The organism is Paenibacillus sp. V4I5 (assembly GCF_030817255.1).
In the GTDB taxonomy this organism is placed as follows: domain Bacteria; phylum Bacillota; class Bacilli; order Paenibacillales; family NBRC-103111; genus Paenibacillus_E.
This window is the reverse complement of sequence record NZ_JAUSZB010000002.1, coordinates 2,758,838-2,777,677: the sequence shown is the minus strand read 5'-3', so window position 1 is coordinate 2,777,677 and position 18,840 is coordinate 2,758,838. Positions and strand designations below refer to the sequence as shown.

Below are 18,840 nucleotides of genomic sequence, written 5' to 3'. Positions count from 1 at the left end.
TTAACGAGACCTGATAATATCTTTTCAAGCTCGTTAGCTTCCTCATAGGTTGCACAGAGCGAACAAAAAGAATCCACTCATTCGTTTCCATACAATTTAAGAGGCGTTGAATACGACGATTATATTTATCCTTATATTGTGGAAATGAAGTTGGGGTATTTGCAGCTGCCAGAAAATCGTGTACGGAATCTATATGATAAAATATTCCGGTTATGCTTGAACATTTGGCCAATCATAAGTGCCGATGTAGTCTGGTTTAATCCAGCGTGAGTGTTTCGTCAGGCCTATCATAAATTTCATGGGCTGTAGTGTTGTACATGTGCTCCATCAGTTTGAATCCATTATTTGATGGATTAATGAGTAATACTCGCCCGCAACCTCGGACCATTTCCGTTGTAGTACATTACTTATAGCGAGCTTTTGCCTAGGCAATAAGGTTGTTTTGTGCATCCAGAGGTCGTGGATTGCTTTTTCGATTTCACACACAGAATAAGGGTCGAAAGTTATAAAGGCATCCATTTCTGGAATAACTTCTTCAGTAACCTCAATTCTACCTATTGCAACCGGGGTATCCATTGCCAAAGACTCCAATATGGGGAAGGGACAGCTCCCCTCAAAGAGCGTAGGCACAATCGTGGCTATAGCATATTTATAGAGTGACGGAAGATCACTTGATGGTAGTCTATCTAGAAAAATAACACTGTTACGGGCCTCTATATCGTTACATCCGTTTAGTATTCCGGAAATTTCTGCTGATTTAGGGCTATGCAGATACGGAGCTGTAAATACTAAAGTATGACGCATACTCTTCAACAGGAGCAGTTAAGCGAATAACCTTTGTCTTTTTCATATTTAATGTAAGATGGTTCAGTCCATCGGTATTGCGAATATGGTTGGAAGGGAAGACGACTGCAGCTGCGTTTCCCACAACATTATGAACGATACCATCCAATCTATAACAAAAGTCTGGATACAATGCATAATAAAGCTCCTTAAAGTGTAGATATACCAAATCATGTAAGCATAGAATATAGGGCGTCTGGAATTGGATGGCTGATTCTAAGCCGACATAAGGGACGATCCATACGTGTACTGGAATATTCTCATTAATCCAGACCATATCATCCGATATTTTTATGATTAGTGAACTCGGATACTTAATTAATAGTCGTTCAAATATTCGCTCAACCTCTAAAGAATTTTCCTGTATTGCCGTCACATAAATAGCCGTATCATTACTTCTCAATAGTAAACCTTCCGATACCTTCTCCATCCATGCTCACTCTTCCAGAATATCCAAGATAAATTCCTATATGTGTTTTAGAACTGTCGTCCATACATGTCGTTAGAACCCGAACCTTCAATCATACGGGACCCCGCAGAGGTGAGAACTTCGTCACATCTAATTTTGCCAAGCAAATTGCCGATATTGAAAAGGGTAAACAAGAGCCAATCTTACGTGTAGGCAATCTTACGGCTAAGAGAGACTTTACGGATGTCAGGGATGTCGTGCGAGCCTATTGGGATGCTCTTGAAAAAGGAGAAGCAGGAGAGTGTTACAATATCGCTTCCGGAACCTGTTATACCATCAAGGAAATGTTGAACCAATTATTATCATTTAGCACGGTTAATATTGAGATCCGGGAGGACTCTGCCCGTTTGTGCCCTTCGGATGTAGAGATTCTGCTAGGTGACTACAGCGTATTTCATCAACAAACCGGTTGGAAACCAGAAATTCCATTTGAACAAACAATGAAAGATTTATTGAACTATTGGCGGGCGCAGACATAAATTCAGCATGAGCTGCCGAGTAAGAATCTGATTTATACAGCCTTAGTCCTTTTGAATTTAGGACTAGGGCTATTGCCTTTATACATAGTGATTACGCGCCAAATAAGCCATGATGATCGCAGCGCTCTCTTGCGGGGTTTCAACCCCTGTTTCAACGACAACATCGGGGTTCATCGGTTCTTCAAAGTGATCCGTAATTCCGGTGAAATGCGAAATTTCCCCTTTCAGTGCCTTTTTATAGAGTCCTTTCACATCCCTACTGATACATTCCTCTAAGGGGCATTTAACAAACACCTCAATGAAAGAACCGATCTCCTTCCGACAATAATCCCTCATCTCCTGATACGGGGATATAAAGGACGCAAGAACAATAATATCGTTTCTGGTAAGCAGCGTCGCCACATAGGCCACTCTTTGTATGTTTGTAAATCGATCCTCTTTAGAAAAACCAAGATCAGCCGTTAAGTTCCTTCGCACAACATCGCCGTCCAGTGCTTCCACCTTTTTGCCCGATTGCCTAAGCTCCGCTTCTACTAAGCCGCTGATTGTTGTTTTCCCAGCACCTGAAAGCCCTGTAAACCAAACAGTAACACCTTTTTGCAATAGGTTTTCCCTCCCAATCCGTTATGGTAACTTTCGATATCGTATGAGTAAAAGGCTTATCCTGAAACGGACAAACAAGGAGCAGACAAAAGTTGGACGCGGAAAATGAAGGCGTCCATGTCAAAAATACAATCGAATCCGCACTGCGTGTAAAAACGGCATACCCATTCGAAATCATCGTAGTGGATGACGGCTCTTCTGACGGTTGCTGTGATTTTATCGCATCTAATCTGTATGGCGGGCAAGTAAGAGTGATCCAAACCGATGGTATAGGTGCGGCGATGGCAAGAAATAAGGGGGCAGATCAGGCTATAGGCAAGTATTTCTATTCTGCGATGCCCATCTATTCTTTGGAGATCTATGGATAGACCGCTTGCTTAAACCGATCTTATCCGGACATTCGGATGCCGTATCGCGGGGAATCGTATGTTCACATGCGCCTTTGCTCATTGGTTATGGCCAGACACTGAATAAGCATATGGCAGTTAAATGGAGGAGGTGGCGGGAGACCGTATTTCCAGCCCCGATCTTGCCTGGTGCTTGTTTGGCGCTGGAGAGGAGTACTTTTTTTTGATGTGGACGGCTTTGATCGAGGATTTAATGTTTGGGGATTCGAAGATATCGAACTGTCGATTAAGCTTTGGCTGCACGGTTACAGATGCAGTGTGCAGTAAACAAGACATTGATCCTAAGTGAACTCACGAGGATCAATGTCTTGTTTTTGTTTTCATTCTATAAAATTTGTTTGCCCAGCAAGGAGCTAATTAAGCCAACGACTAAGTGGGATGTTTTGTTATTGTCGTCAAGAAGAGGATTCACCTCAACGAATTCGGCTGAGGTCACAATGCCTGCTTCATGCAGCATCTCAACAGCTAAGTGAGCTTCGCGGTAATGAAGTCCACCTTTTACAATCGTGCCAGTTCCAGGTGCTTCAATCGGATCCAGAGAATCGACGTCAAAACTAACATGCACGCCGTCCGTTTTACTGCTTATATAGTCAATGGCATCTTGCATAATGTAAGCCATTCCTTTGCGATCTATATCATACATGGTATAGCATTTGATTCCCAAAGAACGAATGAGTTTCTTCTCGCCCTCATCGAGGGAGCGTGCTGCAATAAGGACGATATTCTCCGCTTTCACTTTGTCATGACTGCCCATAATGCTTGTCAATAAGGGATGCCCCATCCCTAGACTGACGGCCAATGACATCCCATGAATATTACCGGATGGACTTGTATCTGCTGAATTTAGGTCCGAATGAGCATCGATCCAAATGATACCTAAGTTTTGATAATGGCCGGATAATCCAGCTAATGTACCGATAGCTATGCTATGATCGCCGCCAATGACGAGAGGAAAGCGTCCTTGTTCCACGACCTGAGAGACTTGCTTAGCCAGTAGTGTATTTACCTCGATAGCCTCAGCCAAATACTTGAGGTTGGTTTGATCAACTTCAGCTGCCAAGGGAGTTGCTTTATCGTCCGGTAGACGAATATCAGCAATATGATCGATTGTGATATCCATTTGCTGTAGACCTCGAATTAGACCTGCTTGTAAAATGGCTTTCGGTCCTTTGCTGGCTCCGCGTCGACCTGCTCCAAGATCAAATGGCACAGTAATCGCAGCAATAGTCGGTTTGGTACTCATGCGATCAGCTCCTCTTGTTTGGGCTTCAGATAAAGCTTCGTTTGTAATTAGATTATCATAACCCAGCTCATAATTGGAGATTTTAATTTGGTTCCTGTGGCAATTGCTGCCGTAAGCAACAGCTTAACTCTTTTATAAGGGGATATGTAAGAAAATATAACATCGTATGAACAAAAATATAATAAATGCAAGTGTAAATAGCCATTTTTTATCATCGAAAACAAAGTTAACGTGATATATTGTTTGTTATTCTAAAAGATGAGGCTTTTAGTGTTATGTATATTGACATGAAATCTTATTTTCATTACGATCATGGTGAATTAAACAATTCATCAGGGGATTGGAGAACAGGTCCTTATGTTACAAGCAAATGAACTAGACATGTATACCGCAATTAAGGATGCCATTATCGAACAAAAGCTTCGTCCCAATATGCAGTTAGTCGAAGAAGTGCTGGCAGAATCTTTTGGAGTGAGCCGCACACCTGTACGCAATGTACTCCGCCGACTGGCGAGTGAGAAGTTAGTAACCGTCATTCCTTACAAAGGTACTTTTGTTGCTTGCCCATCCACACATGAGGCTAAAGAAGTGTTCGAAATGCGCAGAGTGATTGAAGCGGCGGCGATCCGTAAAGTGTGTGGTACGTTGACAGACGATCAGTTTCAACAATTAAAAATAATGCTGGATGATGAGCATGAAGCGCATAAGCAGGGTGATCTACTGGGAGCTCTACGAATTACGGGTGATTTCCACCTCCGCATTGCTGAATTAGCGAGCAATTATTACTACTATCATTATTTGGAAGAATTGATTGCACTCACTTATGTGATTATCGCCTTTTATGGGATGAAGAAAAATAGGTATTGCCATGATCATGAGCAAATTTTAGCGGCCATTAAGTTAGGGGATGCGGATTTAGCTGAACGATTGATGGTTGAACATTTAAGCGAGATTGAAGCATCTTTGGATTTCGAAGAACATGGTGTGAAGCCGCATTCACTTACAGATATTTTTAAGTCCAGAAGTTATGCAACCGTCAAAAGATAAATGAGTTGTGCCCATTTTTTTACGAGAGATTGTATACAATCTTGTGTGTGATGTTGAGCGTTAATTGCATACAACATGCAAATGCTTCGAACAAAGTTGAGAGCTATGGAAGGGGCGAGGGAATGAAATTAACGGCGAAGCAAGTGGGGAAGAGCTTTGGAGATCGCGTCGTGCTTAAACAAGTTGACTTAACGGTGAATTCTCATGAATTTATTTGTATCTTAGGGCATAGCGGTTGCGGTAAATCAACACTTCTGAATATGGTGGCCGGATATTTGCTCCCTGATGAAGGTGAAATAAAGGTCGATGGTGAGATGATAAAAGGCCCATCGAAATCAAGGGGAATGGTCTTTCAGGATCATGCTTTGTTCCCTTGGTACAATGTTCTCGAAAACATTTCATTTGGGCCTGAAGTACAAGGCGCGTCCAAGGCGAAAGCCAAAGAAATCGGCAAGGAATTCCTGAGTCTGGTTGGACTTGAAGCCTATGCGAATCATTATCCAGCCGAATTATCTGGCGGTATGAAGCAGCGAGTAGGAATTGCTAGAGCACTTGCGAGCTCACCAGAAATTTTGTTGATGGATGAACCATTCGGTGCTCTCGATATTTTGACCAGGGACATGATGCGTAGAGAGCTTAGGCGCATATGTGCAAAGCTTAGACCGACTATCCTATTCGTTACTCACAGTATTAGCGAAGCAGTCTATCTAGCTGATCGGGTGGTTGTGATGAAGGATGGCGAAATTGCAGAGACGTTTTCCATCGAAATTGAGCATCCACGCACGTTTGAATCTCCTGGATTTAGTAAAGCGATGCGCAGCATCGAGCGGATTTTGATGGAAGATGAAACAGAGGAGGCAATCTGATGAGTGAAACATCGGTAACGGTCGTTGCTGACAGTGATTTGCTTCCAACTGGGACTAAGCGTGTAGAGCAGCTGAAGAAGCGCAAAGGGTACAAAGAAAGTTTTATGCAGAGATGGAACATCATGCCGTTCGTTACCTTTTTCGTCCTTTGGGAAGTGTTTTCTCAGTTAAATGAGAGATTTGCTTGGTTTAATCCGATATTCCTACCTCCACCAACCCTGATTGTGTCGGATGCCTGGGTACTGGCGAAGACGGGGATCGTGTTAGAAAGTTTAGTTTCCAGTTCAATTCGTATTGCTTTGGGATTCGTCATTGGTTGCTTATTCGCTGTATTGTTCGGAGTGTTAATGAGCAAATTCCGAACGTTTGAACGATGGATGTCTCCAATCCTCAATCTCGTAAGTCCGATTCCAGCCTTGGCTTTGCTGCCGCTATTCATCATCTGGTTCGGTATCGGAGAGTTTCCCAAAGTTCTGCTAATAGCTTGGACAACATTCGTTCCTGTACTTGTTTATACAGTTGACGGTTTTAAGTCAGTGCCATCTACACTCATTCGATCTGCCCTTAGTTTAGGCGCTTCAGAGCGGCAAATCTTTACCCGGGTTATGATTCCATCGGCGATTCCAAATTTTATTGTAGGTGCGCGGGTCAGTCTGGGTCTGTCTTTCTCGGCTTTAATTGTCTCTGAAATGATGGGCGCGAAATCAGGGCTTGGTTATATCATCGTGGATGCCAGAAATTATTTCAAAATTTCCAACATGTTTGTCGCCATTATTTTAATTGGCTTGTCATACAGTTTGTTTTCAGGCTTAGTGAAAATTTTGGAAAGGAGGGTCTTGGCGTGGCGTAAGGGTGGCATGAGAGATGCTGTTGAGAAATAGAAGCAAATGATGACCCGAAAAAAGAGAAAGAAAAGTGGAGGGAAACACATGAAAAACAAAAGAATATGGGCTCAATCTTTCTTGGTATTCGTAACGGCAGCTATGGTAGTGACAGCATGTAGTTCCAAACAAACGACGACAAGTACAACGGCTCCCGCAGCAACAACAGCTGTTGCAGCGACAACAACAACACCTGCAGCTACGGCTGCCGCGGCGGCAGTTCCGGAAATGAAAGATATTACGTTAGTCGGCGTACGTGATGCACAGATTTCCTCTCAACAAATTATTGCAGATAAGCTTGGCTATTTCAAAGAAACTGGATTAAATGTGACCAGTCAACTGATTGAAAGCGGACCGGATATCGGACCGATGGTTGCCGGCGGCAGCGCGCCACTCTCGATTCAAACGAATTTTATGGACATTATTCTAAAATCATCGAACGTTCCTGTGAAAATTGTTACACCCCTAGCGCAAATTGCGGGTACGCAAGCTGTCGTCGGTTCCAAGAAATTAGAACTGAAGACATCCAAAGACTTAGAAGGCAAGACAATTGGGATCCCCAACGGAGCAGACGTGAAGATCGCAATTGATAATATGGGTAAAGAGCTTGGTGTGGATGTAAGCAAAATAAAATACGTCAATATAGCGCCAAGTGATGCGGTAATTGCTTTGCAAAAAGGTGATATTGATGCCCTGGCTTGTTGGGAACCGTTTATTACCAAAGCGATTCAAGGTGGAGGCAAGTTCTTGTTCAGCGGAACGAAGAGTGAGCTGCCTGACAAAAAAGGCGATGTGAAATGGATGAGCGTTCATACAACGATGCAGGTTTCAGACGATTTTATTAAGAAAAATCCGAATACGATTAAAGCCGTGCTTGCTGGTCTCAAAAAGGCGACGGATTATATTAACAAGAACCGCGATGAAGCGATCAAGATTCTTGCTCCTGAGCTTCACTTAAGTGTTGAAGAGCTGACGCAAATCATGAGCCGAAATGTATACTCGATGGAAGTAGATGATACTTACGTAAATGGCAGTAACGGTGCGGCCGTAGGTGAATATCTAAAAGCTGTAGGTAATATTAAAACCATTCCGAAACCAGATACTTACCATGATTTGAGCTTGTTGAAAGCTGTAGATTCATCACTTGTAAAAGTTGAATTCAAATAAGTAAGTTCATGTTCAGGGTCGAGACAGCATGCTTATTTCGGTCCTGAAGATTATGAATGTAAGTACAGTCGAGGTGAACAGGGTGAGCGAATTATTAGATGTGATCATTCGAAACGGCTCCGTTGTTTTGCGAGATGAAGTCCGTTTTTTGGATATAGGTATTAAGAATGGCAAGATTTCGCGATTGGATGAGCGGATTACGCTGGAAGCAGAGCAAGTTGTTGATGCTTCCGGCATGGTCATCATGGCTGGTATGATTGATGTCCATGTCCACTTGAATGAACCCGGAATGGGGGACTGGGAAGGATTTGCCACGGGTTCTGCCGCATTAGCCGCAGGCGGATGTACCACATACATCGACATGCCGCTTAACGGCGTTCCGCCAACAGTTACCGTCTCCGCGATGGAGATGAAGCTGGAAGCTGCTCGCGAACAATCATCGGTCGATTACGCCATATGGGGTGGACTGGTGCCGGGGCATCTGGATGATTTGGAGCCCATGAGCGAAGCTGGTGTCATTGGTTTCAAAGCTTTCATGTCTTCGCCGGGTGACCCGGGAGAGGAAGCATTTCGTGAGGTAGATGACCTCACCTTGTGGGAAGGGATGAAGAGCATTGCGCGAATGAACCGAGTGCTGGCGCTTCATGCTGAAAGCGAGTCACTTGTTTCACGCTTAGGACGGGAGAAACAGGCAGAAGGCAAAGTCACGGCGAAAGACTATACGTCCACACGCCCGATTCTTGCTGAGCTCGAAGCGGTGAATCGAGCACTCTTTTATGCAGAGCAGACAGGGTGTCCCCTGCATTTCGTTCATATCAGCAGCGAGGCTGCTGTGAAGATCATTATGGATGCGAAGAGGCGCGGGGTTAACGTGACGCTGGAGACTTGTCCGCACTATTTAATCCTAACGGAGGATGACTTAGAACGAATAGGGCCTACGGCCAAATGTGCGCCTCCACTGCGTAGTGAAGATGAGAAGGAACGGTTGTGGGAGGCTTTGCGCCTTGGTTATATTGATATGATTTCATCGGATCATTCCCCTAGTCCAAGCACATTGAAGGAATCTAGCAATTACTTTGAAGCATGGGGTGGCATATCGGGAGCACAAAGCTCACTAGAACTTATGATTGATGAAGGACACTTGAAGCGGGGGATCGGGCTTAGTCAGTTAAGTCATATGCTGTCCTACGCGCCGGCTGAGCGATTCGGTCTTCTTCCTAACAAAGGAGATATCCGCCTAGGCGCCGATGCAGATCTTGTCATGATTTCATTGAATGCCCCATATGTGCTGCAAACAGAACACTTATTGTATCGTCATAAGCATAGTCCTTATGTAGGAAAGGAACTGGGGTGTAAAGTGCGGGCTACCTGGAGCAGAGGGAATCTTGTCTATGAAGAAGCGAAGGGGATCAGTGCTGTGAAGGCTGGCAAATGGTGTCCAAATAAAAATAAAGTAGGTACGTTGCAATACGAAGGTGAGTGAACTTGACATTCAATGAAGTTGATGTAAAAATGAATTAACTGAGTGTTCTTAATTCATGTAAATTCATTGACGAGTACGAGTACGCTAATCCCCTTGATTTCCAGAGAGTTGGCCTTGCGCTGAAAGCCAACATTCAAGACTTAGCCGAAAATCCCCTCTGAGAAGGAAAGCTGAAGGAATTCTAGTAAGCTGACCCGGGATCCCGCCGTTACAAGGGCCGCGTATGATAGTACGTAGAACGAGAGCTATCATGATCATATCTTTATGATCATGATGGAACTAGGGTGGTATCGCGAGATGTAATCTCGTCCCTTACGGGACGGGATTTTTTTGTTTTCTGTAAATCGTTTCATGGTTAGCCCCTATCATTTTAATAGAGGAGTGTGTATGACACATGAGAAAAATTGATGTGAAAGAAAAAGCGAGAACCCGCGAATTGCGTGTTCTTGAGCAATGGAGATTGAATGATACATTCCGCAAATCCATCGAAAGCCGCAAAGGTAAAGCGAACTTCGTCTTTTACGAAGGACCGCCAACGGCAAATGGATCACCCCATATCGGACACGTGCTTGGTCGTGTTGTGAAAGATTTCATCTGCCGCTATAAAACAATGTCTGGGTACCAAGTCATCCGCAAAGCTGGTTGGGACACACATGGCTTGCCCGTCGAGCTTGGTGTGCAGAAGCAGCTTGGTATCTCTGGAAAGCAAGAGATTGAAAAATACGGAGTAGCCGAATTTGTTGAGAAATGCAAAAGCAGCGTATTTGAATATGAAAAGCAATGGCGTGAACTGACGGAAGCAATCGCATACTGGACGGATATGGATAACCCCTATGTTACGTTGGATAACGACTATATCGAGAGTGTTTGGCATATTTTATCCGAAATCCATAACAAAGGGCTATTATACAAGGGGCACCGTGTAAGCCCTTATTGTCCGGATTGTCAAACAACGCTCAGTTCTCACGAAGTGGCTCAAGGCTATGAAGATGTGAAAGATTTAAGTGCCACAGTAAAATTCAGGAGTAGAAACGGACAGGAAATCTTTCTGGCTTGGACGACGACGCCATGGACACTACCTGCGAACGTAGCGTTGGCCGTAAATAAAGACATCGATTATGTTAAAGTGAAACAAAAAGGTGAAGTTTACATCGTCGCGAAAAATCTCGCGGAAAAAGTATTCAAACAAGACTACGAAATCTTATCTGTGCATAAAGGATTGGAATTCGTCGGCACTGCCTACGAGCCTCCTTTTGGGTATATTAGCCCCACCAAAGGACATATCGTCGTAGACGCAGACTATGTTATGGATACGAGTGGTACGGGTATCGTTCATATTGCTCCGGCGCATGGTGAAGATGATTACCGAACAGCCCGTCGACACGAACTGGATTTTGTGAATGTAGTGAACTTGGCAGGACGTTACAATGATCAGATCACTGACTTCGCTGGACGCTTCGTCAAAGATTGTGACGTCGATATCGTGAAAAACTTGTCTGAACGCAGCCTGCTATTTTCCAAAGAGCGCTATGAGCATAGTTACCCTTTCTGCTGGCGCTGTAAATCCCCGCTGCTCTATTATGCGATGGAGAGCTGGTTTATCAAAACCACCGCAATTAAAGAGCAATTGATCGAAAACAACAGTAAAATCGACTGGTACCCTTCCCACATCCGTGAAGGGCGCTTCGGCAAGTTCCTTGAAGAGCTTGTCGATTGGAACATCAGCCGTAATCGTTATTGGGGGACCCCGCTTAACGTTTGGTTATGTGGGGATTGCGGAGTGGAGTATGCACCGGGAAGCCACAAAGATTTGCGAGAAAAATCAGTAAAGCCAATTGACGAAAGCTTGGAGCTGCATAAGCCCTACATCGATGAAGTGAAACTGCGCTGCTCTTGTGGAGGCATCATGGAGAGAACCCCTGAGGTGATCGACGTCTGGTTCGATAGCGGTTCAATGCCTTTTGCGCAGTATCATCATCCATTCGGAGATGAGACGTTGTTTAATGAGCAGTACCCAGCGGATATGATCTGCGAAGGGATTGACCAAACAAGGGGCTGGTTCTTCAGTCTGCTTGCTGTTTCAACGTTGTATAATGGCAAATCGCCTTACAAAGCCGTTCTTTCTACCGGACATGTACTGGACGAGAACGGACAAAAAATGTCTAAAAGCAAAGGTAACGGCATCGATCCATGGGAAATCATCGATGAATTTGGGACAGATGCGTTTCGATGGGCCCTGCTGTCAGACAGCGCACCTTGGAACAGCAAACGGTTCTCTAAGCAAATTGTTGCCGAAGCGAAATCCAAAGTGGTCGATACGATCAATAACACACATGCTTTTTATGCGTTATATGCAACGATTGACCAGTATAAGCACGAAGACCATCCGGTTCAAAAGCACGCGAACGAATTGGATCGCTGGATATTATCAAGACTAAACAGCACACTGCAAAATGTCAGTAAGGGCTTGGAAATTAACGACTTTCTAAACCCGGCGAAGCAAATCGAAATGTTTGTCGACGAGCTGAGCAACTGGTACATCCGTCGTTCTCGCGATCGTTTCTGGGGCAGTGAAATGACCGTTGATAAAGTGTCAGCGTATCAAACACTGCGTGAAGTGCTGCTGACACTCTCGCGGATGATAGCGCCATATGCGCCGCTCATTGCCGAGGACATTTACGGTAACCTCGGCGGAGAAGGCAGCGTTCATCTGGCTGATTACCCAACAGTGATGCAATCAGCTATCGATATAAAGCTCGAGAATGACATGGAAACCGCAAGGCAGATCGTTGAGTTGGCTCGAACTATTCGGAATGATACAGGTATCAAGACACGCCAGCCTCTCTCCGAGTTGATCGTTTCGCTCGATAACAACTTCGATCTAAGTCGTTTTGAGGAAATCATTAAAGATGAGATAAACATTAAAAAAATCCGTGTAGAACAAAGCGACAGCGGGTTTGTTGACTTCAATGTGAAGCTGAATCTTAAGGTAGCTGGGAAAAAGTACGGTAAATTCGTTGGCCCCCTGCAAAACCATTTGAAGCAATTGTCTACTTCAGAAACCAAACAAGCGGTCGATAACGGTTTTCTCGAAGTAACGATCGAGGGAGAGGAACTCCATCTCACACTGGATGAGTTGCTTGTGGAAAAACAAGCGAAAGAAGGGTTTGCTTCAGCTTCCAGTAACCAGATCACGGCAGCTTTAAATACATCCATAACGGAAGAATTGGAACAGGAAGGTCTTGTACGAGAAATCATACGTGCCATTCAGGATTATCGTAAAAAGCTGGAGCTGCCTATTGATAAACGAGTTGATCTTGTTCTCGATGTCAATCTGGTGTTGAAAGAGGCGTTGGAGCGTTTTGATCATGTTCTGCAAGAGAACGTCCTGCTTTCCAGTGTAAGATACGCTATTGAAGAAAACATGGAATCCATCTTAATTGGGGACAACAATCTCCGCTTGCTTATAGAGTAACTGAAAAAAGGGCAGCACCTAGAGGCATGGTTATCATGACTCTCGGTACTACCCTTTTTAATTTCTAGAATGCCCAATTCCCCTTGCGGAAAATGGGTTCTATCGTGCCATCTGCATGTTCGCCGTCAATATCCATCTCGGCAGAGCCGATCATAAAGTCAACATGAATCAGACTGTTGTTAAGGCCCGCTTTCTCTTGGTCTTCCTTGGACATCGAAGTCCCGCCTTCGATGCATGTAGGGAAGGCTCTTCCAAGGGCCAAATGATTAGAGGCATTCTCATCATACAGCGTATTAAAGAAGATCAAGTTGGAGTTCGAAATTGGCGATACGTGCGGAACGAGTGCGATTTCACCCAGATAATGTGCTCCTTCATCCATTTCGATCATCGCTTGTAGCGACTCAAAGCCTTGTTCTGCCGTGTAGTCAACAACACGTCCGTTATCGAAGGTGATCGTGAAATTGTTGATCAAATTACCATGATAGCTCAATGGTTTCGTGCTGCGCACTATACCTTGAGTACCCATTCGATGAGGAGAAATAAAGACTTCTTCCGTCGGGATATTCGGGTTGAAATCGAAGCCTCCCGTTCCGTTGGTGGCGGAACCGCCTCGCCAAATATGATTAGCAGGCAGCTCGACAGTTAGTTCTGTGCCTGGGGCGCGGTAATGGATTCTACGGAATTGCTTCTCGTTAAGCTGCAATCTTTTACTCCGAAGTGTCGCGTTGTGATCGATCCAAGTCTGGATTGGATCTTCTTGATCTACGCGTGTGGCTTGAAAAATGGCGTCCCATAGAGCGCTGATTGCGGCTTCCTCTTCCATATGAGGAAACACTTTCTTCGCCCAAGCAGAAGAAGGCGCGGCGATGATCGACCATGTCATCTGATAGGAGGACATGCTTTCTCTCCACTTAACTAATTTAGCGCCTGCGGCTTTGGAGTTTGCGGAAATGCGGCTTGGGTCAATATCCTTCAGCAATTCAGGATCATCGGCATCAATCCATAAATAGGCGCCGTTATGATCAGCTAACTCTTCCAGCGCTTGCGCTCTCCAAGATGGATACTCATGGAATGCTTCATCAGGCGCGTAGGTATATTTGATTTGTGTGCAGATTTCATCCTGCCATTCAATATGTACGTGTTTGGCTCCAGCTTGATAAGCTTTACGGGCAATAAGTCGAACGAATTCGGGATGATGAATGGGTGCATGAATCCAAAGCGATTGGCCGGATTGAATGTTCAGAGCGACGCGGACGGTTAGCTCCGCATATTTATCAAGATTACTTTCAAAAGACATAGGAATCCTCCTCTTTTTTTCTAATCTTGCTTGCAGTTTATCCTGCCGACAGTCAACTGTCAAATAAATTTTACCGTCGTTCTTTCATGAATGTACTTGGGTTCATGCCATACCATTTGCGGAACTGATTGGTGAAGTGATTATAGTTTTGAAAGCCTACATCATAACAAACCTCCGAAGCGCTCCGTCCGGTATGCTCTAGCATTAGCACGGCTTGTTGTATCCGCATCCGATTGAGCGTATCGATAATGGAATATCCTGTGCTGGCTTTGAAAAGATGGGACAGTCTCGAAGGGGAGAGCCCGACAGTCTGAGCCAAATCCTCAATCCGAATAGGTTGACGCATCTGTTGGGAGAGCAGGTGGAGAACCTCCTCAATTCGCGCATCGACTTTTTTGTTTGTTTTCTGAGCCATGATAAGGAGGATTTCCCGCAAAGAGCTGCAGCACAGTTCGAACCAATATTCACCGCGCTCTCGGGAATCCTCCAGTATGCGTGTGAAAGCTCGGTGGATGCGTTCGCGAATCGACTCACTTTCGATGGTAAGGATAAGCTGATCTTCATCCGGCAGCAGATTGGTTTCTGTGAAGATCGAGGGGAAGTGTACCCAGTCAAAATGCCAAGTATGATCTTTCTTCGTACCGTAGTGCTGCGGTATTCCTGGTTTCAGCAGGGTGAGATCACCAGGTTTGCAGCTTCGTTCATTGCCTGAGTTATTAAAGAAGCCTTCACCTTCAAGTGTGAAAGTAAGGAGCCAATCGTTTCGTCCCTGCGGCCGCTTGGTTACATACGTATCTTGCTCTATAAAATGCCCGGCTAAAAAGGTGAAGTCATCGAATATCATGGTCATGTAGTTCCTTTCATCATCTGCAGTAATTTACTACAAGTATATCAGGAAATAGCAGGATTGTATGAGTAATTAGCATCATTCTTACTTCAATGTCTGTGGAGCTTTCGATATGATTATGTCATAAGGAAGTACGATCTTAAACTTACTCATGGAGGGGACCGACATGTCACGGACACTGCTTAAGCTTTCAAATGAACAAAAACAGCAATTCGAATCAGAAGGTTATTTAATCGTAAAAGGATTGTTTACTGATCAAAATTTGGCTGAAATTGATGATACCTTTGAGGAGATTAGCCACCATACGGTACCAGGCTTATTTGAACCGAATTTGCAAGCGGATGGATCTGATCCGTTAAAAAGATTTCCGCGAGTTATGCATCCACATCGCTTTAGTGAGACAGCAAAGAAATATATGCTGCACCAGCCGGTTATGGATGTATTAGCAGATTTGTATGACGAAGAGGCGCTAGCCGCGCAAAGCATGTTTTATTACAAGCCGCCGGGCTCTCGCGGCCAAGCGCTTCATCAGGATAATTTCTATCTGCAGGTCGAACCTGGTAATTGCATAGCCGCGTGGACGGCCATTGATGCTGCAGATGATGAAAATGGAGGCTTACTCGTTGTGCCCAAAACGAATACATTCGAAATTGCCTGTCCGGACATCGCTGATGACAAAGAATCATTTACGACTCACTATGTGAAGCCGCCGAAAGATGAAAAAGCGATGCCAGTTATCATGCAGCGAGGCGACGTTCTCTTTTTTAACGGGAATCTCATCCATGGCTCTTACCGAAATAAAACGAAGGATCGATTCCGTCGGGCGTTCATTTGTCATTATGTAAACGAATCGGCAACCCATATTAGCAACCACTATCGACCATTGCATCGGCAGAATGGAACGACCGTTGATTTAGAGGTTAACCCTAATGGGGGACCGTGCGGCGAAGAATTCCAAGCCGTGTATCCGCACTAATCTTTCATATTGCCATAAGGGATCGGTCTGACATCTATGGATGTTGGCCGGTTCTTTTTTTGATGCTGTGGACTCCTGAACTTTCGAACGAAACAGGTATCCCATTTTACATAGTATGGAATCATTTCAATTGTTTACACTAGAGGAGGGGGTGATAGCGTTTATGAGTTATAGTTGGATACTGGGTTTGTTGCTTCTTGCGCAGCAGAGTGAAGTGCCCTTTCGAATAACGAATGACAATATGGGTCATAGCATAGCAAATGTGCAGCGGGAATCGTATACAGTCAATCTTCTTGATATGCCGATCGTTGATAAGGAACGAGTAGACCGGCTTACGGACGTGATCGATAAGAATATATATCGTAAGCCGATTAATGCAACCATTAATGATGAGGGAAGAATCGTGAAGGAGATTGCAGGCGCAAGACTGAATCGTCAGGCTTTTGTTGAGCAATTTTATGAGCATTACTATCGAGAGGGTCCGATGAAATTTGAAGTGCCTCTGTTATCTGTTTATCCCAAAGTAGACAGCGAACTGCTAGCGAGTATTCGTGTGCGTCCCATTGGTTATTATGTTACCTATTTTAATTCGAATAATAAATATCGTTATACGAACATCAAGCTTGCAGCTCAAGCTATTAATAATTATGTCGTTCAACCAAATGAAACATTTTCCTTCAATCGTGTTGTTGGCGTTCGGACGCGAGGGAAGGGGTATATGCCGGCAAAGATCATTGTAAGGGGAGAATTCTCTGAAGGGATTGGCGGAGGTATTTGCCAAATTTCTTCTACTTTGTTTAACGCGGTAGATCGTGCTGGTCTCAAAATTGTAGAAAGATATTCGCACAGCAGATCTGTCCCCTATGTTCCGTCAGGTAGGGATGCTACAGTGAATTGGGGAGGTCCTGACTTCACCTTTAAAAACAACTACAATCAGCCTATTTTGATAAGGGCTCAGGCTTTACCTGGCCGTGTCTACGTCAGTATTTCGTCTTCCGATGTCATTAATTATAAGCCGCGGCATGTTCCTAGTGCATCCGATGATCTGCCAGATGAAATACAAGCGGGAACAAATGTAGGTCAGCCTGTTCCGTAAATGATAAGCTCCGTTCCAACGTGATGGTTGGTGTATGGGGCTTTTTGTTTGTCAGAGGCAGAGTCATGCCGGAGATGAGGTCAATATATGCATATTTTACAAAATGAAAGCAAAAAATCACAAGATTTTCGGGTCACCTTTCGCTAGAATAGAGGGCAGATCATTCAGCTTGAGAAGGGTGGAATTTAGCTTTATGAAAACATTTTTAGATGAGAATTTTATGCTTACCAACGATACCGCAGTTCATCTATTCCACGAATTTGCCAAAGATCTGCCGATTATTGATTATCACTGCCACCTAAGTCCTAAGGAAATTTATGAAAATAAACAATTCAATAACATAACGGAAGCTTGGCTGTACGGCGACCATTATAAGTGGAGAATGATGCGTGCCAACGGTGTGGAGGAAGCAAAAGTCACCGGTGAAGCTAGTGATTACGATCGCTTCTTAGCATGGGCTGGAACGGTTCCTATGGCTATTGGCAACCCGCTGTACCACTGGTCTCATATGGAGCTTCGAACATATTTCGGGGTTCATGACATTATTAACGAGCAGAACGCGCCTGCCATCTGGGAAAAAGTGAACGCAAAGCTCGCAGAAGGCGGTTCCCGCGCTAGAGATCTCATTACGAATTCCAAAGTAACGGTCATTTGCACAACAGACGATCCGGTGGATTCACTGGAATATCACATCAAAATTAAAGAGATCAAAGATTTTAATACGCAAGTCCTGCCTTCATACCGGCCTGACAAAGCGCTTGAAATCAATCGCGCCACTTTCCTGCCATGGATCGCCCAATTGGAGCAATCCGCTGGCATTACGATCAGCTCCTACGATGACCTGCTGGCAGGATTAGAGAGCAGAGCGCAGTTTTTTGATTCAGTTGGTTGTAAAGTGTCTGATCATGCTTTGGATTATGTGCCGTACGCTGCAGCAACCAAAGAAGAAGTGGATCAGATTTTTAAAACGGCTCTAGCTGGCAACGCGGTTAGTTTGGAAGAAGAAAAAAAATATAAAGCGCACACCTTGCTGTTCTTAGGGGGCGTTTACAAGAAGCTGGATTGGGCGATGCAGTATCATATTAATGCTTCCCGTAATAATAACGGACGAGCTTTCGCGAAGCTGGGCCCGGACACCGGATTTGACTCTGTTAATGATAGCCCGGTAGCGAGCGCTTTAACAGGTTTGTTATCCTCTCTTGCTGTTGCTGATTCGCTGCCTAGGACGATTCTGTACTCCTTAAATGCACGTGATAATGAAATTCTCGCTTCCCTCATGGGCAGCTTCCAAGGCGATGGTATTCCCGGCAAAATTCAATTAGGATCCGCTTGGTGGTTCAATGATACCAAAGATGGTATGGTTTCGCAGATGAAATCGCTAGCGAATTTTGGACTGCTTGGCCGATTCGTAGGGATGTTGACAGATTCTAGAAGTTTCTTGTCCTACACAAGACATGACTACTTCCGCAGAATCCTCTGTAACATGTTAGGCGAATGGGTCGAAGCGGGAGAATTCCCTTACGACGAACAGCTGCTGAAACAGCTGGTTCAAGGGATTTCCTATAATAATGCTAAGCAATATTTCGGCTTCTAAAATAGAAAACTTTCGTGTGGGGTGTTGCCTGCGCGAAGGTTTTTTTCTTTATGTAGCAGCCTAGCGT

17 protein-coding genes, 1 pseudogene and 1 other annotated feature are annotated in these 18,840 nt (G+C 44.5%); of the genes and pseudogenes, 12 read left to right on the top strand and 6 right to left on the bottom strand.

The features are described 5' to 3' along the window. Nucleotides 1-327: 327 nt before the first annotated feature. Nucleotides 328-804 carry a glycosyltransferase gene (locus tag QFZ78_RS14605; RefSeq protein WP_307548529.1) on the bottom strand — a complete coding sequence of 159 codons (477 nt, stop codon included), beginning with the start codon at nucleotides 802-804 and terminating at the stop codon, nucleotides 328-330. Continuing rightward, nucleotides 764-1,273, bottom strand: coding sequence for a hypothetical protein (locus tag QFZ78_RS14600; RefSeq protein ID WP_307548527.1), 510 nt, complete (start codon nucleotides 1,271-1,273; stop codon nucleotides 764-766). The genes QFZ78_RS14605 and QFZ78_RS14600 overlap by 41 nt, the downstream gene beginning before the upstream one ends. Before the next feature lie 62 nt (nucleotides 1,274-1,335). Here QFZ78_RS14600 and QFZ78_RS14595 point away from each other — a divergent pair. Then, nucleotides 1,336-1,791 (top strand): annotated as a pseudogene (locus tag QFZ78_RS14595) (GDP-mannose 4,6-dehydratase); the annotation flags it as partial. A 78-nt stretch (nucleotides 1,792-1,869) separates the two neighbouring features. Here the strand turns inward: QFZ78_RS14595 and cysC are convergent. Next, entirely contained in the window at nucleotides 1,870-2,394 is a 525-nt protein-coding gene (gene cysC, locus QFZ78_RS14590; RefSeq protein ID WP_307548526.1) for an adenylyl-sulfate kinase, read from the bottom strand. A gap of 92 nt (nucleotides 2,395-2,486) precedes the next feature. On the opposite strand from cysC, the gene QFZ78_RS14585 reads away from it, so the two are divergent. Beyond that, entirely contained in the window at nucleotides 2,487-2,762 is a 276-nt protein-coding gene (locus QFZ78_RS14585) for a glycosyltransferase family 2 protein (RefSeq protein WP_307548524.1), read from the top strand. 168 nt (nucleotides 2,763-2,930) lie between these two features. Continuing rightward, a complete protein-coding gene (locus QFZ78_RS14580; protein ID WP_373461030.1) occupies nucleotides 2,931-3,068 on the top strand; it encodes a galactosyltransferase-related protein in 138 nt (45 codons plus the stop codon). A 58-nt stretch (nucleotides 3,069-3,126) separates the two neighbouring features. On the opposite strand, the gene rocF is transcribed toward QFZ78_RS14580, so the two are convergent. Then, the gene (gene rocF / locus QFZ78_RS14575; RefSeq protein WP_307548520.1) at nucleotides 3,127-4,044 is read right to left on the bottom strand and encodes an arginase; all 918 of its coding nucleotides are present in this window, start codon (nucleotides 4,042-4,044) and stop codon (nucleotides 3,127-3,129) included. A gap of 357 nt (nucleotides 4,045-4,401) precedes the next feature. Between rocF and QFZ78_RS14570 the strand changes: the two genes are divergently transcribed. From QFZ78_RS14570 to ileS, 6 genes are all read left to right on the top strand, one after another. Beyond that, nucleotides 4,402-5,091: a GntR family transcriptional regulator gene (locus QFZ78_RS14570; RefSeq protein ID WP_307548518.1), complete on the top strand. Its 690-nt coding sequence runs from the start codon at nucleotides 4,402-4,404 to the stop codon at nucleotides 5,089-5,091. A 122-nt stretch (nucleotides 5,092-5,213) separates the two neighbouring features. Beyond that, nucleotides 5,214-5,957: an ABC transporter ATP-binding protein gene (locus tag QFZ78_RS14565; protein WP_307440174.1), complete on the top strand. Its 744-nt coding sequence runs from the start codon at nucleotides 5,214-5,216 to the stop codon at nucleotides 5,955-5,957. Beyond that, on the top strand, nucleotides 5,957-6,838 hold the full coding sequence (locus QFZ78_RS14560; protein WP_307548516.1) for an ABC transporter permease: 882 nt from the start codon (nucleotides 5,957-5,959) through the stop codon (nucleotides 6,836-6,838). Before QFZ78_RS14565 ends, QFZ78_RS14560 begins: the two co-directional genes overlap by 1 nt. Nucleotides 6,839-6,940: 102 nt before the next feature. Next, nucleotides 6,941-8,005, top strand: coding sequence for an ABC transporter substrate-binding protein (locus tag QFZ78_RS14555; protein ID WP_373460370.1), 1,065 nt, complete (start codon nucleotides 6,941-6,943; stop codon nucleotides 8,003-8,005). Between the two features lie 82 nt (nucleotides 8,006-8,087). Continuing rightward, nucleotides 8,088-9,488, top strand: coding sequence for an allantoinase (locus QFZ78_RS14550; protein ID WP_307548512.1), 1,401 nt, complete (start codon nucleotides 8,088-8,090; stop codon nucleotides 9,486-9,488). Nucleotides 9,489-9,545: 57 nt separating this feature from the next. Further along, nucleotides 9,546-9,804: a binding site (T-box leader), on the top strand. Nucleotides 9,805-9,882: 78 nt separating this feature from the next. Continuing rightward, a complete protein-coding gene (ileS, locus tag QFZ78_RS14545; protein ID WP_307548510.1) occupies nucleotides 9,883-12,963 on the top strand; it encodes an isoleucine--tRNA ligase in 3,081 nt (1,026 codons plus the stop codon). 64 nt (nucleotides 12,964-13,027) lie between these two features. On the opposite strand, the gene QFZ78_RS14540 is transcribed toward ileS, so the two are convergent. After that, nucleotides 13,028-14,260, bottom strand: a complete 1,233-nt coding sequence (locus QFZ78_RS14540; RefSeq protein WP_307548509.1) for an aminopeptidase — start codon at nucleotides 14,258-14,260, stop codon at nucleotides 13,028-13,030. 70 nt (nucleotides 14,261-14,330) lie between these two features. After that, complete coding sequence (locus QFZ78_RS14535; RefSeq protein ID WP_307548507.1) at nucleotides 14,331-15,104, bottom strand: helix-turn-helix domain-containing protein; 774 nt, start codon at nucleotides 15,102-15,104, stop codon at nucleotides 14,331-14,333. A 169-nt stretch (nucleotides 15,105-15,273) separates the two neighbouring features. On the opposite strand from QFZ78_RS14535, the gene QFZ78_RS14530 reads away from it, so the two are divergent. The 3 genes from QFZ78_RS14530 to uxaC all read left to right on the top strand — a co-directional run bounded on the left by QFZ78_RS14530 (nucleotide 15,274) and on the right by uxaC (nucleotide 18,773). Continuing rightward, the gene (locus QFZ78_RS14530) at nucleotides 15,274-16,083 is read left to right on the top strand and encodes a phytanoyl-CoA dioxygenase family protein (RefSeq protein WP_307548504.1); all 810 of its coding nucleotides are present in this window, start codon (nucleotides 15,274-15,276) and stop codon (nucleotides 16,081-16,083) included. Between the two features lie 163 nt (nucleotides 16,084-16,246). Beyond that, a complete protein-coding gene (locus QFZ78_RS14525; RefSeq protein ID WP_307548502.1) occupies nucleotides 16,247-17,179 on the top strand; it encodes a VanW family protein in 933 nt (310 codons plus the stop codon). Nucleotides 17,180-17,372: 193 nt separating this feature from the next. Next, the gene (gene uxaC, locus QFZ78_RS14520; protein ID WP_307548500.1) at nucleotides 17,373-18,773 is read left to right on the top strand and encodes a glucuronate isomerase; all 1,401 of its coding nucleotides are present in this window, start codon (nucleotides 17,373-17,375) and stop codon (nucleotides 18,771-18,773) included. Nucleotides 18,774-18,840 lie beyond the last annotated feature (67 nt).

Excerpts from the sequence above, each read along its gene's own strand:
- QFZ78_RS14565 (WP_307440174.1), top strand. The coding sequence starts at position 5,214 with ATGAAATTAACGGCGAAGCAAGTGGGGAAGAGCTTTGGAGATCGCGTC.
- QFZ78_RS14600 (WP_307548527.1), bottom strand. The coding sequence starts at position 1,273 with ATGGAGAAGGTATCGGAAGGTTTACTATTGAGAAGTAATGATACGGCT.
- QFZ78_RS14540 (WP_307548509.1), bottom strand. The coding sequence starts at position 14,260 with ATGTCTTTTGAAAGTAATCTTGATAAATATGCGGAGCTAACCGTCCGC.
- QFZ78_RS14530 (WP_307548504.1), top strand. The coding sequence starts at position 15,274 with ATGTCACGGACACTGCTTAAGCTTTCAAATGAACAAAAACAGCAATTC.
- QFZ78_RS14605 (WP_307548529.1), bottom strand. The coding sequence starts at position 804 with ATGCGTCATACTTTAGTATTTACAGCTCCGTATCTGCATAGCCCTAAA.
- rocF (WP_307548520.1), bottom strand. The coding sequence starts at position 4,044 with ATGAGTACCAAACCGACTATTGCTGCGATTACTGTGCCATTTGATCTT.
- QFZ78_RS14570 (WP_307548518.1), top strand. The coding sequence starts at position 4,402 with ATGTTACAAGCAAATGAACTAGACATGTATACCGCAATTAAGGATGCC.
- QFZ78_RS14560 (WP_307548516.1), top strand. The coding sequence starts at position 5,957 with ATGAGTGAAACATCGGTAACGGTCGTTGCTGACAGTGATTTGCTTCCA.
- ileS (WP_307548510.1), top strand. The coding sequence starts at position 9,883 with ATGAGAAAAATTGATGTGAAAGAAAAAGCGAGAACCCGCGAATTGCGT.
- QFZ78_RS14525 (WP_307548502.1), top strand. The coding sequence starts at position 16,247 with ATGAGTTATAGTTGGATACTGGGTTTGTTGCTTCTTGCGCAGCAGAGT.
- QFZ78_RS14535 (WP_307548507.1), bottom strand. The coding sequence starts at position 15,104 with ATGATATTCGATGACTTCACCTTTTTAGCCGGGCATTTTATAGAGCAA.
- uxaC (WP_307548500.1), top strand. The coding sequence starts at position 17,373 with ATGAAAACATTTTTAGATGAGAATTTTATGCTTACCAACGATACCGCA.
- QFZ78_RS14555 (WP_373460370.1), top strand. The coding sequence starts at position 6,941 with ATGGTAGTGACAGCATGTAGTTCCAAACAAACGACGACAAGTACAACG.